This is a genomic window from Pseudomonas sp. F220 (genome assembly GCF_057813935.1).
The window spans coordinates 1-17,518 of record NZ_JBVASJ010000054.1; the positions used below are offsets into that span (position 1 = coordinate 1).

A 17,518-nucleotide genomic window follows, 5' to 3' on the forward strand; every position below is an offset into this window, starting at 1 on the left:
CCGGTGTATTCGAGTTCGGAGAAGGTCTTCTGCACGCGCGTAACGCTCACGGAGAGGGTGGTTGGTTGAAGGTACTCAGTGTGCCAAGGGTGGGGACGGTTGGCTATTTTTGCAGCGTCTCCTTAGGTCGGTTTTAATAACGAGAGTAAATAGGGGCCAGACCACGGTTTTTGAGGGCGAATAGTAACTGTGGTCTGTCCCTGAGAGACTACCCACCAACCAGGCGCGGGAAATCCAGCTGGGCAGCATCGCTCAGGCTTCTGCCAGCGCTGTTAATCTTAGTCCGGCTGATCGTCAGGTAGCCAACATTGGCGTTGATGCCAGCGCAACTAATGCCACCACTCCAGGCGCAGCCCCCTCGGGCGCTGTAGTGCCCGGCCGCTCCACGGCCTTTACGGTCAACCGTGTCCAGGGTTTACCGGCCAGCACCGTTGCGTCCAACCCGCACAAATACCTGATCGAAACCAACCCGGTGCTCACCGACCTGAAACAGTTCATGAGCTCGGACTACCTGTTGGCCGGTTTGGGCTACAAACCCGACGAGAGCGCCAAACGCTTGGGCGATGGTTTCTACGAACAGAAACTGGTCCAGCAAGCGGTGGTCGCGCGTACCGGCCAGCGCTTCATCGACGGCCAGACCTCGGACGAGAAGCTCTACAAGTACCTGATGGACAACGCCATCGCCAGCAAACAGCAACTCAACCTGGCGGTTGGCGTGACCCTCACTTCCCAGCAAGTCGCGGCCCTGACCCACGACATCGTCTGGATGGAAAACGCCACGGTCAACGGCGAAACCGTACTGGTGCCGGTGCTCTACCTGGCCAACGCCAACAACCGCCTGGCCCCCAACGGCGCCTTGATCGCCGGTAACGACGTCTCGCTGATCGCCGGCAAAGACCTGAACAACGCCGGCACCTTGCGTGCCAGCAACGAGGAAACGGGTTCGACCGGTTCAACCGATCAGGTTTAGCGAGGAAAACACCCTGCCGTTAAAAAGCAGGGCGGGTAGGCTTTGGATCTTGACGCAGGACCGGCTAATGGGTGTCCCCTATTTTTCGCTATTTTTCGCTATTTTTCGCTATTTCTCGTTGCTTGCGTAGCAGCTGGCGAAGCCTGCGTTCGGCTGCGCAGCAGTCGCAAATCATGCCACCACGGTTAACCTGTAAAAACGCAGTGCCTGATTTTACGACCGCTGCGCGGCCGAGCGCAGGCTTCGCCAGCTGCTACGAAATCGGCGTTTCGCTTCATGCACTGATCATCTCTCGCACTTTCGCCGTCAGCAGGTCGAAGGTGAATGGCTTGGTGATCAGTTGCATGCCGGGATCCAGGAAGCCGCCGCGCACCGCCGCGTGCTCGGCATACCCGGTAATGAACAGTACTTTGAGCCCCGGCCTAAACTGTCGGCCAATTTCTGCCAGTTGGCGGCCGTTCATGCCCGGTAGCCCCACATCGCTGATCAATAGATCAATACGTTGGCCAGAGTCGAGAATCGGCACCGCACTGCTGGCATCGCTGGCCTCGATGAAGGCATAACCCAACTCACTCAATACTTCGCTGACCAGAACTCGTACGACAGGGTCATCCTCGACGATCAACACCGTTTCACCATTTTTGGCATAGGGCGCCTGCTGTAGATCAACCAGCACCTCTTGCGCGAGATTGCCACTGAAACGTGGGAGGAACAGGTTGACTGTTGTGCCTTTGCCAACGTCACTTTGGATGGTGACGTGGCCGTGGGATTGCTTGCTGAAACCGTAGATCATCGACAGCCCCAGCCCGGTACCCTGGCCGATTGGTTTGGTGGTGAAGAATGGATCGAAGGCTCGGCTGATAATGTGCTCCGGCATGCCGCAACCGGAATCCCTGACGCTCAAGACCACATAGTCGCCGGGCTCGAGGTTGTTGTGGGCTTTGGTGAAGTGGGTGTCCAGGTGTTGGTTGGAGGTTTCCACCACCAACTTTCCGCCGTTGGGCATGGCATCACGGGCATTGAGCACCAGGTTGAGCAGGGCGCTTTCCAGTTGGTTGGGGTCAGCTTCGGCGACCCACAGTTCAGCGCTTAACTGCATGTCCAGTTGTATGCTTTCGTTGAGGCTGCGTTTTAGCAGCTCGCCCATGGAGGTGACGAGCGTGTTCATCTCCACCGGTTTGGGGTCCAGTGACTGCCGACGGGAGAAGGCCAACAGTCGGTGAGTCAGCCCGGCGGCGCGGTTGGCTGAGGTCACGCCGAGATCGATCAGGCTGTCCAGGTCTTCGGTACGGCCTCGAGCCAAGCGTCTTCGCAGGAGTTCCAGGCTGCCGATGATCCCGGTCAGCATGTTGTTGAAGTCGTGAGCGATACCGCCGGTAAGTTGCCCGACTGCTTCCATTTTTTGCGATTGACGCAGCGCTTCTTCGTTGTGGCGCAATTGTGAGGTGCGCTCCTCGACCTGCTGTTCGAGGGTTTCCAGCGTGTTTTGCAAGCGCAGTTCGCTTTGACTGAGGTCGATCAAGCGGTCCCGCGCTTCATATTGCCGAAATCGGCCGCGAAGTGCGGTCGTGACCAGACTGATAAACGTTACCGGGTGAAAAGGTCGCTCCAGGAACGTGACATTGCCTAATTGCGTCCCCTGCGGTGAAGAAGGGTTCTGCTCGGGGTCGCCGTGGTGAGTGAGCAGCACGATGGGCAGGTCCGACCAGGTCGGTTGTTGTTCAAGGTAGCCTGTCAGCGGCCCAAGATCCGCGTCGTGCAAGGCTTCGGCGGCGATGATCAGCAAGCCTGCGCCTTGTTCAAGTTCATCGCACAATCCTTTCAGATCCTGCACTGCGATGCCGCTGAAACCGGCCTCGTTGAGCATCATCAGCGCCAGCTGGCTGTCACGTCCCACCGGCGCGAGAATGATCGCGCGCGCGCAGACGGTTTCAAGGGTAGTCACTGGCCCTCATCCTTGAGTAGCGAGGTGCCAGTCCCGGGTTCGCCTTCGAGCAAAAACACATGGCCGCGCGACAACCCGCCAGAAAGAATGTCGTCCAGACCTTCAATGCCGGTGGCAGCCTTTACGCTGATCAAGGCGTTGGATGTAGACACAAAATGCCCTCTCGTGACGGGTCGTGAGCGAGCAGCAGGCTGGGTAGCCTAAAATCACTGCCTTCTCACTTGACCTTAGCGCACGGTGGCGGTTCAACCTTTTCTTCGAGGCGTGTATTTGATTCCTGTAACCACTGCCGCAGGCTGTGGCTACAGGGGATGTAGCCGACATCAGATCCTGTACAAAACGCCTTGTCGGTCAGCAGGGCACCCAATTGTGCTCTGCTGTGGACTGTCATCCCATGGCTGGGAGGTGCTATAGGCTGCCTTCGACATCTTCCAGACTGAACGTCTCGGTGTGGTCGTTATAGGAGAAAATTTCAGCGTATCGCCCCCAACTGATCACGCTCTCCAGTGTTTCCGCCACAAAGGCATCATTGAGTGAGTCTTCCAATTCCTGCTCGAAGCGTACACGTGGCGCCCAGTGCCCGCGTCGTTCCTGCAATACCTGCCGGATACGTGCGGCCAATGGCACCTGCTTGAGCAGATGCTCCGCAAAAATGACTTTGCGTTCCTGGGTACCGTACTCGGCGAATAACTTGCCAGCCTCTGTGAGCGTGATGTCGGCGCCCTTGAGTTCAGCAAACCCCAGATGTTCCAGCATCTCTGCCACCGGGAACAAGTCGTCCACTTCCAGCAACAGCCGCTCTGCAACATTCGGCAAGCCGGCATGTCCGTGATAGGGCTCGGCCGCCAGCGCTTCGATCAGACCGGCCATCAGGTTGGTGGAGACATCTGGCAGTGGGCTGCCCACCTGCAGTTCGGCCTTGCCGGTGCTGGCGTCGGCACTTCGCCGGTTGGTCATCAACGCATAGATGTCATCAAGCATCTTGCGAAAGGACTTATCCAGCCGGTTGCGTGGGTGGGCGAACGGTACCTTGATTTCCGCCACAACCCGCCCGGGATTTGACGACAAGACCAGAACGCGGTCGCACATCAAGACTGCTTCTTCGATATTGTGAGTCACGATCAAGATGGATTTGATCGGTAGCTGCTCCCCGCTCCACAAGTCCAGCAAATCGGATCTCAGTGTTTCTGCTGTTAATACATCCAGGGCAGAGAAAGGCTCGTCCATCAATAGTAAGGTAGGGTTGACCACCAGGGCTCGGGCAAAGCCCACACGTTGACGCATCCCGCCAGACAGCTCACGCGGGTAGGCGTTTTCGAATCCATCAAGGCCGATCAGGTCGATTGCGGCCAGCGCACGCTTACGCGCTGCTTTTGGCTCTACCTGCAGTGCTTGAAGACCTGCCTCTACGTTTTCGAGTACGGTCAGCCACGGAAACAGTGCAAAGGTCTGAAAGACCATGGCCACACCTTCGGCGGGGCCCGTCAACAATGAGCCGTTGTATCGGACCTCGCCAGACGAGGCCTGTATAAGGCCTGCGATGACGCGCAGCAGCGTCGACTTGCCCGATCCGGAGCGGCCCAGCAGGCCCACAATCTCGCCTTCGCGCAGGGTCAGATCAACCTCGCTCAGCACTTGCCGCTCATCCTTGCCCTTGCCAAAGCCTTTGCTCACCTTAGTGAGCGAGTAGATTTCGGAGGCTGCGCTGGTGTATTCGGTATGGCTATTCATAAGACCGACTCGGATTAATTCAGACGGAGTTTGTTTTCAGCAATGGCATACATCGGTCGCCATACCAAACGATTGAAGGCCACGACAAACATCGACATGACCACCACGCCCAGGGTGATTTTCGGGAAGTCGCCGGCAGCCGTGGTTTGCGCGATATAGGCACCCAAGCCATGTGCCACCACCTTGTCTTGTCCCCATGAAACAAATTCAGAAACGATACTGGCGTTCCAGGCCCCGCCGGAGGCCGTAATCGCCCCGGTCACGTAATACGGGAAGATGCCGGGAAGCATTACCTTGCGCCACCACTGCCAGCCGCGGATGCGGAAATTGGTAGCCGCCTCCCTGAAGTCATTCGGAAACGCACTGGCGCCAGCGATCACGTTGAACAGAATGTACCACTGAGTGCCCAGCACGATCAGCGGGCTCAGCCAGATATCCGGGTTCAACTGGTAGCGCAGGATCACGATGACAAACACGGGGAACAACAGGTTTGCCGGAAACGCCGCAAGGAACTGGGCTAAGGGCTGGATCTTTTCCGCGAGGTGCGGACGCAGACCAATCAGTACTCCCAGTGGAACCCAAATGAGCGATGCGACAGCAATCAGCAGAACCACCCGCAACAGCGTGATCAAACCCAGACCGAGTACATGCCAGATCTCTGCAAGTGTCACTTCGCTGCTGACGTAGAGCGCTATGTGGTACAGCGCGTAGAGGGTGAGTGCTGCAATCAGCCCGCCCCAGACCCAGTCAATGATTCGTGAGGTTGCAGGGCTCGTGTTCATCGCTACGGCTTGGGCTCGTGGCCAGCTCAGGCGCATGTGGCCGATGCGGGTAATGGCGCGAGCAAAAGGTCGTAGCAGACGCTGAATGACCCGGGTCCGCTGGATCAGCTTCAGCACCCAGGACTCTGGCGCGCCGGCTTGGGAGGTGGTGTCTTCCATGCGGAACTTATCCGCCCATGCCACCAGCGGCCGGAACAGGAACTGGTCATAGATCAGGATCACCGCGATCATCGCCAGAATGACGTAGCCCACGGCATGCAGGTCGCGCTGCTCAATGGCGGTCGCCAGATAGGAGCCCACGCCTGGCAGCGTGATGGTCTTGTCACCCACAGTGATGGCTTCAGAGGCAACCACAAAGAACCAGCCCCCGGACATGCTCATCATCATGTTCCAGACCAACCCCGGAATGGCGAACGGAACGTCCAGCTTCCAGAATTTCTGCCAACTGGAAAGCTGCAGGTTGCTGGACACTTCTTCCAGGTCACGGGGCAGCATGCGCAGTGACTGATAGAAGCTGAACGTCATGTTCCAGGCTTGGCTTGTGAATATGGCAAAAATGGCGGCGCATTCTGCGCCCAGTACACGCCCTGGAAACAACAACAGAAAAAACGTCACGGTAAACGAGATGTAGCCCAGAACGGGCACCGATTGCAGGATATCCAGAACCGGCACCAGCAATTTCTCTGCCCGCCGGCTTTTGGCAGCCAACGTGCCGTAAACCAGAGTGAATATCAGGGACGCAACCATCGCCGCGAGCATGCGCAATGTAGTGCGTACCGCATATTCGGGCAGGTTGGCCGGATCCAGCGAAATAACCTGGCTCTGCAAGGTTGAAATTGGCGCCCATGTCTCACGTGCGCCGATCGAGAAAAACAGCAAAAACCCGATGACCAGCGGCAGGGCTACCAGGTCCCAGCGATTGGGCAGCAGCCGCCTTGCCGTTGCCGGGATGTAATGACGGAATACCTTATTCATGTTCAGCGATTCCAGCAGCGTTCTGAGTGCGGTTCGTGACTACAGGTCAACACGTTCTAGAGTACAAACGCACGAAACTGCGTAGTAGAAGCAGTCTAAGCACAGCGCAGTCTAGTTGCGTGGTAACAAAACGACGGAGGGAGGCCACGCAAATGAACGCTACAGGGTAGATGCAGGGGCGCTATCGGGTTACTCAGTGATACAGACTGCTGAATAACGCCGCGCACCGGGTTACATCCCGTTTCGCATCCCAATACGTGGCCCACCGAGAATGGGCAGGATCCACGGCTGGAGTCTCCTTTGGTGAGGTTGAAATTGGCATTGGGGCTGGAAAAGCGAATGGGCGCCCTAGCGGTAACACCAACAACCCAATGGTTTGGGTGTTGCAGTCGCTACCGAGCTTGGCGCCAATGAATAGCTTTTCAGGGGGCATTATACGTATCAAAATATTACAGAAATATAAAATTCACATAACTTTTGAACATTAAGGGATCACGCGCTGCAGAGCGTTTGGTGCGGCTCTGTGCATTTCGGATCGAGGGGGAGCGGATCAGCTCCCTTGCTGTATCGGTAAGTTCGTTGCGCTTGCCATTCGGGACATAGCGATTTACCTGGAAGGACTTTTCGTACAGAACCTACAATCCTTGCTGCAACGCCGGATCATCCGGATTCTGTTGTTCCAGTTTCGCCAGCAGAATTTGCACGTTTTGCAGTTGCCCGGTTTCTTTCCAGTAGTTGATCAGCAGTACCCGCGCCTTGCGATTGGCTGGCTGGCGTTGAATGATCTCTTCGAGCTGCTTTTGTGCGGACTCGACTTCTTCTTGAGCGTGCAGGGTGGTGGCCAGGTCGTAGCGGTAATCATTGTTGTCCGGCTCAAGCTCTACGGCTTTGGACAGGCCCAGCAGGGCGTATTCAGTTTGTCCGTGATGTAACAGCCAGATACCCAGAGCATGTTGCAGGTAAGCCGAACCGGATTGGGCTTCCAACTGTTTGGCGAGCAACTCCCGAGCAGCATCGGTCTGCCCCTGTTTGTCCAGCACCTCAACTTGCGTCACGACGGCGCGCAGGTTGCCAGGCTCCAGGCGCAGCACGTGTTCGAGCGCCTGTTGTGCTTCCTTCCATTGGGCGTTGTGCAGGTGCAGGCGGGCCAGTTGGTATTGCGCCTCGACACTTTCAGGTTGGGCCTTGAGGACTGACTCATATTCGTCGAGCACTTGCTCCAAGGGACCGAAATACAGACCCAAATCGTCCGGCGAAAGCCCTAGAAGTGCGGTAGCCGCAGCAAAACGTACGCTTTGCTCTCTGTCGTCGAGCAATGGCCCGAGCAACAGGCTACGTTGCCCGCCAGGCACCAACCCGACAATGCTTTGAATCGCCGCCTGACGAACCACTATCGAGGGGTTGAGCAGATCGGCATCGGCCAGTTTCAAAGCTTGCGGGCTTGGGTAGTTGGGGAGTTCGGCATGTAGCCTGACCCGTTGGCTGTCCGACAGGTCCGGGCGAGCCAGTTGTTGATAGAGCACCCGCGCAGCGCCCGGTTGGCCGTTGTGGGCCTGTTCCAGCGCTTTGTTGTAACCTTGTTTCACCGCAGGCGGGATCACTGGCGCAGTGCTGCGCAGAGAAAACCAGGCAACGCCAAAGGCAAACACGATAAGCAGGCTGATGAGCAGATAGCGGTGGGGCTTGGACATGCAGGAATCCGGGGGCTGGCAAGCTTTTGCAAAGGCGCCAGCTTCGGTCAGGAGGGGCCGCGAGTCAAACCCTGACTCAGGCCTGCACGTACTTTATCGGTTCGAGCGCCAATCCTGTCGAGTCCTAGTGACAAGAGCAGCTCACTTCTCACACTCCTCGAATGATTTCGCCAGAAAGTCGATCAACGTGCGCACTGAGGGTAATAGCCCGCGGCGTGAGGGGAATACCGCAGTGATCACTCCCTCCACTGGCCGCCATTTGGGCACCACCGTCAGCAAGCGGCCATCCGCTATTTCATTTTTCACTACGGTCAGGGGCAGGTTGGCAATCCCGACACCTTCGAGGGCTGCACTTTTAAGGACGGCCATATCGTCGCTGACCAGACGGGGGACATGGCTGACCTGCGCAGTAGCACCATTGGGGCCGTTCAACTGCCAGCAATACTGAGACTGGGGCGTTCCCCAACTAATACTGGGCAGATCAGCCAGATCCGCGGGTAATTCCAGGAATGGGTAACGCTGTACAAAAGCTTCGCTTGCCACCAGCACCTGCGGACTTTTGGCCAGGACCTTCATCACCAGCTCACTGTTCTCCAACGGCGGGAAACACAAGCTCAAGGCGATGTCATAGCCTTCGCTGATGATATCGACCCGCCGGTTATAGCTTTTCACATACAGCTCGACAGCCGGGCACTGCGCCATGAATTTGCCAAGCAGCGGCGCGACCCAGAAATTCAGTAGCGGGGTGGTGCAACTCAGCCGAATGATACCCCTCGGTTCGGATCGGTTCTGCTCGATCACATCTTCTGCCGACTCCGCCTCAGCCATCATCGCCACGCAATGTCGGTAGTAGGCCTGACCGATGTCGGTCACCTGAAATTGTCGCGTCGAGCGCTGGATAAGACGCACACCGAGCCGCGTTTCCAAATGATTCACCCGGCGACTCAAGGTGGACTTGGGCATGTTGAGGGCGCGACCTGCCGGTGCAAATCCACCATGCTCGACCACTTTGGCGTACAGAAAGAGTTCATTGAGATCAAACACGCGCGGCCCCGATCGTTCCAGTTTTGAGACTGTGAAGTCTAATCCAGCCACTACCGACACCCAAGCCCGGCGACTAAGGTAAGCGGCTCAGGTCTTCGGCAGGCGATGCACCATGAAGAAAATCCTGGGTATCTATGGCAGCCCCAATCCGCATTGGGTGGGGGACGGCTTCCCTGTTCGATCACTCTTTACCTACAGCACGCTGGGGCGGCATATCAGCCCCTTTCTTATGCTCGACTATGCTGGACCTGCCGATTTTCCTGCTTCTCGGCATAAGCGCGGGGTCGGGCAGCATCCGCACCGGGGCTTTGAAACTGTCACGATCGTCTATAAGGGCGAGCTAGAGCATCAGGACTCGACAGGCGCTGGCGGCACGATTGGCCCCGGCGATGTCCAGTGGATGACCGCCGCTTCCGGGATTCTCCACGAGGAGTATCACTCGCCAGGTTTCAGTAGCACCGGTGGAACACTGGAGATGGTGCAACTGTGGGTGAATCTGCCGGCAGCGAACAAGATGGATGCGCCGCGCTACCAGACCATTGGGCAGCGCGACATCCCACAGGTCGAATTGCCTGACGCCGCTGGTCAGCTTCGGGTGATCGCCGGTGAATACGCCGGACACAAGGGCCCGGCGCAGACCTTTACGCCGATGGATGTCTGGGACATCCGTTTGCACGCCGGCAACAGGCTGTCGTTGCGACTGAGGGCGGGGTTCTCCTGTGCCGTTGTCCTGCTCAGTGGATCGATTCAGGTCAACGGCATCGAAACCCTGCACGACGCGCAACTGGCGTTGCTTGACCAGAAGGGGCGGGAGCTGCTCCTGGACGCGAGCAAGGACTCAAAATTATTGCTGCTCAGTGGCCAGCCCATTGATGAGCCGATTGTCGGATACGGGCCGTTCGTCATGAACACCGACGAGGAAATCGCCCGCGCAATTGAGGATTTCGAGACCGGAGAGTTCGGTTCGATACACCTCTGAATGACGTACCCGTCAGTGACACCCGATCCATTGTGAAATCAGGTTTGCGCAGGATGTGCAGCCCTTGCAGGGCATTCGCCCGCAAATAACTGCCAGGGAGGTAAACCCATGCAGGAGGAAATGGAAATGAGCGCATCAGGTAACGCAGCTAACTTCAATGGCCAGAAGCCAACGATTGATCCGGCCGATACTGCCATGTTGCTGATTGACCACCAAAGTGGTCTGTTCCAAATCGTCAAAGACATCGATGTTCCTCAACTCAGGGCCAACGCGATTGCCTTGGCCAAGGCCGCTACGCTGTTGAAGATTCCGGTCATCACCACCGCATCCGTCCCCCAGGGGCCAAACGGGCCGTTGATCCCGGAGATTCAAGAGGCTGCGCCACATGCCCAATACGTTGCACGACGCGGCGAAATCAACGCCTGGGACAACCCGGAGTTTCATGCCGCAGTCAAAGCCACCGGCAAGAAAACCCTGGTGATCGCCGGTACGTTGACCAGCGTCTGCCTGGCCTTCCCCTCGATCGCCGCCGTGCATGAAGGCTACAAGGTGTTCGCGGTGGTCGATGCCTCGGGCAACCACTCCAAGCTTGCCACTGAGCTGACCGTTGCCCGTTTGGCTCAAGCCGGGGTGGTGCCGATTGACATCATGGGTACGCTCTCCGAATTGCAAGGTTCGTGGAACCGTCCCGATGCCCAGGAGTGGGCCAACGTCTATACCCAGGCCATGCCGCACTACCAATTGCTCATCGAGAGCTACATCAAGGCGCAGGAAGTGGCCAACAAGCACGAAGAGCTCGACTCCCAGCGCAAGTAATTCTTGTCCTGCACTGGGACGTCCACCCCTCATCAGAGGAAGCCATCAGGGCTTCCGTTGTTCACCTGGAGAATGAAAATGTCCACTGCCTATAAACGTCTCGACAAAGATCAAGCGGCCGTGTTGTTCGTCGACCATCAGACAGGCCTGTTGTCGCTGGTACGCGACATCGACCCAGACAAATTCAAGAACAACGTGCTGGCTTTGGCCGACCTGGCCAAATATTTCAAACTGCCAACCATCCTGACCACCAGCTTTGAAAACGGCCCGAATGGTCCGCTGGTGCCAGAACTGAAGGAACTGTTCCCGAATGCGCCCTACATTGCGCGGCCTGGGCAAATCAACGCCTGGGACAACGAAGACTTCGTCAAGGCGATCAAAGCTACTGGCAAGAAGCAACTGATTATTGCCGGCGTGGTAACAGAGGTCTGCGTGGCATTCCCGGCGCTTTCGGCACTGGCTGAAGGCTTCGAGGTGTTTGTGGTCACCGATGCTTCCGGCACCTTCAACGAAGTCACCCGGCATTCGGCCTGGGACCGCATGTCCAGCTCCGGCGCACAGCTGATGACCTGGTTCGGTCTGGCCTGTGAGCTGCACCGCGACTGGCGCAACGACATCGAAGGGCTGGGGACGTTGTTCTCCAATCACATTCCGGACTATCGGAATCTGATCACCAGCTACACCAAGCTGACCTCGGGTAAATAAGCCGGCAGTCAGGGGCTGTGTCGGTATGAGCAGCCTCTGATACAGGCACCTGCGCGACAAAAAGTAGCGGCTACGCTTGATAGAAGGCCTGTATTTGCCTGATCCACAGACTCCTGACGCGGGCTATCGACATCCGCAGCCAACTGACCTGACAGGAAAAATCATGAGCAACCAAGAGTCCCAATGTCAGCTGTCCAGCTCCTCCGATTGCCCCATGGAAGAGGGCGGTCGAGCAATCCAGCGGGTGACCGCACGCACCGCCGAAGTGGGTGGCGGTATACCGGTCAGCCGATTGATGCCGTCCCGACAACGACGCAAGATCGGTGCCTGGTGTTTTCTCGATCACGCAGGTCCTGCGGTGTTTGAAAGCACGGGTGGCCTGCGTGTCGGGCCTCACCCGCATATAGGTTTGCAGACCTTCACCTGGATGATCAAAGGCGAGGTCCTGCACCGTGACAGCCTGGGCAATGTCCAGGTGATCCGTGCGGGCCAGGTCAACCTGATGACCGCCGGCAGGGGCATCACCCATGCCGAAGAGTCCTTGCCTGAGGAGCACCATCTGCACGCGGCACAGCTGTGGATTGCCTTGCCCGAAGCCGAGAAGGATTGCGCCCCGGCGTTTGATCATTATCCGGACCTGCCAACCTGGTCCGAAGGTGGGCTGCAGATCACGTTGTTGGCCGGAGCCTTCGCAGGTCGACTAGCGCCGAGCCGGATCTATTCGCCGCTGGTGGGCATGGATCTATTCAGTGCAGGAGCCTGCAGTACCCGACTGGTTCTCGACCCGCAGTTCGAATACGGCATCCTGCCGCTGGAAGGCGTTCTCGAGATTAATGGACAGACGTTTGCAAATAACGAACTGGCCTATCTGGGGCGCGGCCTGATCGAAGTTCATTTGCAGTCACAGAGCAGCTGTCGCGCCTTGTTGCTGGGCGGTGAACCCTTTACCGAGGAGATTCATCTGTGGTGGAACTTCGTCGGCCACAGCAAACAAGAGATCGCACAAGCGCTGCTGGACTGGAACACGCGTGATCTGGATCGGTTCGGTGAAGTCGACGGCTTCGATGGGGCGCGCCTGGTAGCTCCCGAGCTACCGTGGTAATGCGTGTGATATCACCGGTTAGAGCCGTCCCATGCAGCCGCTGATTAATTATTTCAAGGTGGTGTTCAACCCCGGTCTCGGGGTGTTGCTGTTCGCGTTGCGCACCGTCATGGCCGGCCTGTTGACCTTGTACCTGGCGTTTACCTTCGATCTTGATCAGCCGAAATGGTCGGTCATGGCAGTGATTATCGTCAGTCAGCCATTGGGCGGGATGGCCTTGCAACGCAGCTTTTCCCAGATCATTGGCACCACCGTAGGCGCTGCAGTGGCGGTGCTGATCATGGCTATTTTCCCCCAGGCGCCGCTGCCATTCATTGTCACGCTGGCTTTGTGGTTGGCGTTTTGTACCGCCGGCGGCACCTTGCTGCGTTATACCAGCTCCCATGCCTTTGTTCTCAGTGGATTCACCGCGGTGGTGGTCGCCTTGCTGGCGGTGCCTGAACAAGACAATACCTTGATGCTGGCAATTACCCGGGTGACTGAAACGTTGTTGGCGGTGGCCTGTGTGTGCGTGGTCAGCCTGCTGACGGCGCGGCCTGAGGCCGTTGCCCGGGGCTATTTCGCCAAGGTCGACCAGGTGATCAAGTTGATGGCTACCCACGCCGCTGCGGTGATTCGCACCGAAGAAAGCGACTCTGATTTTCACAAGCGACAAATGCAGCTGCTGGGGGAGATCAGCGCCCTGGAAGGGTTACGGCGGCATTTGTATTTCGATGCGCCGCGCTTGCGTACCGCCGATGGGCTGGTGCAGCTGTTGGGTAATCAGCTTGTTTTATTGACATCGCGCCTGACGGTCCTGCGTCACCAACGACAGCTGATCAGCGAACGCTGGGAAGGTGTGTTTCCCGAGCATATCCAGCGATTGCGCGAAGAGGAACTGGCGTTCCTTGATCAGTTGGCGCTTGCGGGGCGCTCACTCTCAGCCGAGTCGCGTCGGCATTTCGCCGCGCTCCAACAGCGTTTTGATCAACTCGCGAAACAGGCCGAACAGCTTGCCGAAACGATGCCTGCCACGCTGCGTTCGCTGGCCTGGGCGTTGCGCTGGGAGCAGGCGCGCCTGCTGCAGCAGTTGGAGGAAATCCTCGAGCTCAGCGACGCGATCCAGGAAGGACGCGAGGCCAGCTGCGCTTATCGACAGGGCCAGACCAACCCTTTGCACCTGGATTTTCGCTTGGCAGGGATGAACGCCATTCGGGCTTTTACCGCGTTGCTGGTGTCCGGCCTGATCTGGATCGAAACCGGTTGGGACGGTGCCCGGGCCGGAATGATTCTGGTGGGAATTCTCTGCTCGCTGATGGCGACTTTTCCGCGGCCGCTGCTGGCGAGTCAGAACTACGTTCGTGGCTTCGGGTTGGCGCTGATTGTCTCGGCGGTTTATCAGTTCATGCTGGTACCGGCGATAGCCGACTTCGAACTGCTGGCCTTGATCCTCATACCTCTGCTGTATGTGATTGCTGTGGGGCTGGCCAGTCCGATGACCGCCGGGATTGGCATGGGCCTGGGGCTCTCGACTTTCCTTATGGTCGGCCCGCAGAACATCGGTGCCTGGCAGAACACCGCGATCCAGTGGTTCGAATTCGCTGGGGCCTATGTCTGTGCCAGTGTGCTTTCGTTATTGGTGTATTCGTGGGTGTTTCCGTTCAACCCGGTACTGCGCATCCGCCGGTTGTTCCGGGAAACCCGCGAGCAGGTCTATGCCTTACTGAAAAACTCGGCGGCCGACGAGCAACAGTTTGCCTTTGAAAGCCGCATGGTGGATCGCCTGACGATGATGTTGGGGTTGTTGCCGGCGGCCAATGATCGACGCTCAAACGAACTATTCGAAGTCAGCCTGGCGTGCATGGCGCTGGGTGTTGCCTTGAACCAGCTGAAACAGCAAGGCCAGCGCAATGCCTTGTTGACGGTCGGGGTAAAAGGCCGCTTGCAGTCCATCTTGCGCCAGAGCGGAAGGTATGTCGCAGGCCGCGAGGGCATCGATCTGAATGCCTTGCTTGACGACTTGCGCACCTTGGGTAACGAGTTGGACGGCCTGCATTCCGACGAGTTGCTGTCTGCCCATGAACACCTGTGGTCGGTGTTTCGGATCCGCGTTGCGTTGCTGATCGTGGCGTCATTTATCGAGCGTTATCGCGAGCTTCTTGAACCGTCTGAAGAAGGAGTGCCGGTCCTTGCCCATTGATTTTGAAGTGGGTGGCGTCTACTTGCCGCCCATTGCCCAGGCCTTGCTGCTGGCGTTGCCGATTTTCATGCTGCTCGATTGGGGCTTGCGCCGAGTTGGCGTGTTGAGGTTTGTCTGGCACGAAGCCCTGTTTGAAGGCGCGCTCTATGCCTGCGTCTGCGCCGCGGTCATTTTAGTAATGGGAGCCACATGACGTTGAAAAAGGCCTTTGCCCAACTGGTGACCCTGTTTGTTGTGCTGCTGGCACTGCTACTTGGCTGGTTTGCCTGGGAGCATTACACCCGTTCGCCCTGGACCCGCGATGCGCGCGTTCGGGCGGATGTGGTGACGTTGTCCGCCGATGTTTCAGGTCGCATCGTCAGCTTGCAGGCTCAAGACAATCAGCACGTGGAGAAGGGCGAGCTGTTGCTGGAAATCGATCCGGCCCGCTATACGCTGGCGGTCGAGCACGCCAAGCGTTCGGTGGAGGTGGCCAAAGCCACCCAGGGCCAGTCGCAGGCAGCGATCATTGCCAGTCAAGCATTGCTCAAGCAACGCCAGAGTGAAGAACTCCGGCGGCGCACCCTCAAAAAAGGGTTCGCGATCTCCGGTGAAGAATGGGAAAAATCCAGCACCGAAGTGGCGGTCGCCCAGGCGGAATTGTTGAGAAACCAGGCGAACCTGGGACTTGCGCAGGCCAACGTTCAACTGGCCATCGCCGCATTGACCCAAGCTGAACTCGACCTGCAGCGTACTCGTGTGCAAGCGCCGGTGAGTGGTTACGTCACCAACCTGCTGACACGTCAGGGCGACTACGCCAGTGCCGGTAGCGCACTGCTGGCCTTGGTCGACAGTGACTCGTTCTATGTCAGTGGCTACTTCGAAGAAACCAAGCTGCCGAGAATCGAGGAGGGCAGTCGGGTCAGAATTCAGCTCATGAGCGGCGAGACTTTCGGTGGTGTGGTGCAGAGCATTGCCTTTGCTATCACCGACCGGGAGAACTCGCCGGGTAATCGTCTATTGGCCAACATTAACCCCAGCTACACCTGGGTCAAATTGGCCCAACGAGTTCCCGTGCGTATCCAGATCGATCCTGACTATGCCGGCAAAGGCCGACTCAGAGCGGGCACCACCGCCACAGTCACGGTTCTTGAAGCCACCCAACAATAAGACGGAGATGCGGTGATGCCTTACACCCTGCAGCGACTCATGGGGATCTCGATCTCCCTGGGCGTTTCCCTGTACGCAGGGAATGTCTGTGCCGACAACTCGTTGGGCCAGCGAGATAACCTCAATACCGGAATCAATGACCGGCAGAAGGCCGAAATGGGGGTGCCGCCAGGTTTTGTCAGTGGCTCATCGCTGAACGGCATTCTGCGCAATTACTACCTGGGGCGGGACAACCACAACACCCCGTCCGGGCTGGATCAACGTGAGTGGGTGCAGGGCGGGTATTTGTCATTTCGTTCCGGCTATACCGACACGCCGATCGGGGTGGGGGTTGATGTCCACGGGTTTTACGGGCTCAAGCTCGATGGCGGCGGCGGGAGTGGCGGAGCAGGGCTGCTGCCGCTGAACTCGGAGAGAAAGCCGGAATCCGACTTTTCCGCAGCGGGTGCAGCGCTGAAGTTTCGAGGCTTCGATAGCCTGGTCCAGGCCGGCGATCAATACCTTGAGAACCCTGTCGTAGCGGGCGGTGTCAGTCGGGTATTTCCTCAGACGTTTCGCGGTGTTGCGTTGAAGAACTACAGTTTGCCGGGCCTGACCCTCGACGCAGGGATGGTCGATTCCACCCGTCTGCGCAATCAGAGTGGCCAAAGCCATCTGGTCACCAGTTATGGCGCCAGCAACAAAGCGGGGGTGGTTGCCGACCGTGAAAGTCCGCACATGGGCTGGCTGGGGGGCATGTACAGCGTGCCCGGCGGGATCACCCTGACGCTGTACGGCGGCCAGTTGAGCGATATCTGGAATCAGTATTACGCGGGGGTGAGCCTGCCTTTCAAACTGAACGGCATGCTGACCCTCACACCTTATCTGCATTACTTCAAGACCCGCGACGAGGGTCAGAGCCAGCTCGGCTCCATCAGCAATGACACCTACAGTGGCGGTCTGATCCTGTCCGGGAGTGGTCAGAGCCTGACGTTCAGCCTGCAAAAAGTCGACGGCAACACACCGTTTGACTACATCGCCCAGGACGACCGCACGTTTCTCTATCTCAGTAACTCTCAGCAATATGCAGACTTCAACGGCCCTGGTGAAAAATCCTGGAAGCTGCAATACCAGACCAGCCTGAAATTCCTCAATGCGCCGAACTTACAGCTCAGCACCTCATATACCCGTGGCGAGGCAGACCTGACCCGCGTGGACCCGAACAGTAAAGGTTACGGCTACCTCTTTAACCCTGCCGGGAAAGATGCCGAGCACTGGGAGCGGGACGTTGCCTTGCGCTATGCCATGCCCGACGGTTCCGCCAAAGGGTTGAGCGTGACGTTGCGTTGGGCTGCACACCGAACAGGTGAGGGCTACACCGCGCCGGGCAATACCCGTGGCAACTCCAACGCCGATGAATACCGGGTGATTGTGGATTACCCCTTCAATATTTTTTAGCCCTCGTGATTTG

The 17,518-nt window shown here is 57.8% G+C and carries 13 protein-coding genes and 2 pseudogenes; 9 read left to right on the forward strand and 6 right to left on the reverse strand.

What is annotated here, in order from left to right:
* Positions 1-394: 394 nt before the first annotated feature.
* Positions 395-955 (forward strand): annotated as a pseudogene (locus ACZYSM_RS27260) (hemagglutinin repeat-containing protein); the annotation flags it as partial.
* Positions 956-1,244: 289 nt separating this feature from the next.
* Here the strand turns inward: ACZYSM_RS27260 and ACZYSM_RS27265 are convergent.
* The 6 genes and pseudogenes from ACZYSM_RS27265 to ACZYSM_RS27290 form a co-directional block, all read right to left on the reverse strand.
* On the reverse strand, positions 1,245-2,915 hold the full coding sequence (locus tag ACZYSM_RS27265) for an ATP-binding protein (RefSeq protein WP_489076482.1): 1,671 nt from the start codon (positions 2,913-2,915) through the stop codon (positions 1,245-1,247).
* Between the two features lie 26 nt (positions 2,916-2,941).
* Positions 2,942-3,067: pseudogene (locus tag ACZYSM_RS27270) on the reverse strand (ATPase domain-containing protein); the annotation flags it as partial.
* A gap of 256 nt (positions 3,068-3,323) precedes the next feature.
* Positions 3,324-4,646: an ABC transporter ATP-binding protein gene (locus tag ACZYSM_RS27275; RefSeq protein WP_489076484.1), complete on the reverse strand. Its 1,323-nt coding sequence runs from the start codon at positions 4,644-4,646 to the stop codon at positions 3,324-3,326.
* Positions 4,647-4,660: 14 nt separating this feature from the next.
* A complete protein-coding gene (locus ACZYSM_RS27280) occupies positions 4,661-6,403 on the reverse strand; it encodes an ABC transporter permease (RefSeq protein ID WP_489076486.1) in 1,743 nt (580 codons plus the stop codon).
* 635 nt (positions 6,404-7,038) lie between these two features.
* Positions 7,039-8,094, reverse strand: a complete 1,056-nt coding sequence (locus tag ACZYSM_RS27285) for a tetratricopeptide repeat protein (protein ID WP_489076488.1) — start codon at positions 8,092-8,094, stop codon at positions 7,039-7,041.
* A 141-nt stretch (positions 8,095-8,235) separates the two neighbouring features.
* Entirely contained in the window at positions 8,236-9,138 is a 903-nt protein-coding gene (locus ACZYSM_RS27290) for a LysR substrate-binding domain-containing protein (protein WP_489076490.1), read from the reverse strand.
* A gap of 112 nt (positions 9,139-9,250) precedes the next feature.
* On the opposite strand from ACZYSM_RS27290, the gene ACZYSM_RS27295 reads away from it, so the two are divergent.
* The 8 genes from ACZYSM_RS27295 (at position 9,251) to ACZYSM_RS27330 (ending at position 17,505) form a co-directional block, all read left to right on the forward strand.
* Positions 9,251-10,117 carry a pirin family protein gene (locus ACZYSM_RS27295; protein ID WP_489076492.1) on the forward strand — a complete coding sequence of 289 codons (867 nt, stop codon included), beginning with the start codon at positions 9,251-9,253 and terminating at the stop codon, positions 10,115-10,117.
* Between the two features lie 126 nt (positions 10,118-10,243).
* Positions 10,244-10,933 carry an isochorismatase family protein gene (locus ACZYSM_RS27300; RefSeq protein WP_489076493.1) on the forward strand — a complete coding sequence of 230 codons (690 nt, stop codon included), beginning with the start codon at positions 10,244-10,246 and terminating at the stop codon, positions 10,931-10,933.
* 78 nt (positions 10,934-11,011) lie between these two features.
* Positions 11,012-11,638, forward strand: coding sequence for an isochorismate family cysteine hydrolase YcaC (gene ycaC, locus ACZYSM_RS27305; RefSeq protein ID WP_489076494.1), 627 nt, complete (start codon positions 11,012-11,014; stop codon positions 11,636-11,638).
* Between the two features lie 163 nt (positions 11,639-11,801).
* Positions 11,802-12,740 carry a pirin family protein gene (locus ACZYSM_RS27310; RefSeq protein ID WP_489076496.1) on the forward strand — a complete coding sequence of 313 codons (939 nt, stop codon included), beginning with the start codon at positions 11,802-11,804 and terminating at the stop codon, positions 12,738-12,740.
* Between the two features lie 31 nt (positions 12,741-12,771).
* Entirely contained in the window at positions 12,772-14,919 is a 2,148-nt protein-coding gene (locus ACZYSM_RS27315) for an FUSC family protein (protein WP_489076498.1), read from the forward strand.
* The gene (locus tag ACZYSM_RS27320; protein WP_489076500.1) at positions 14,909-15,112 is read left to right on the forward strand and encodes a DUF1656 domain-containing protein; all 204 of its coding nucleotides are present in this window, start codon (positions 14,909-14,911) and stop codon (positions 15,110-15,112) included. Before ACZYSM_RS27315 ends, ACZYSM_RS27320 begins: the two co-directional genes overlap by 11 nt.
* A complete protein-coding gene (locus ACZYSM_RS27325; protein ID WP_489076502.1) occupies positions 15,109-16,068 on the forward strand; it encodes an HlyD family secretion protein in 960 nt (319 codons plus the stop codon). Before ACZYSM_RS27320 ends, ACZYSM_RS27325 begins: the two co-directional genes overlap by 4 nt.
* Positions 16,069-16,107: 39 nt before the next feature.
* Positions 16,108-17,505, forward strand: coding sequence for an OprD family outer membrane porin (locus tag ACZYSM_RS27330; protein ID WP_489076518.1), 1,398 nt, complete (start codon positions 16,108-16,110; stop codon positions 17,503-17,505).
* The last annotated feature ends 13 nt before the right edge of the window (positions 17,506-17,518 follow it).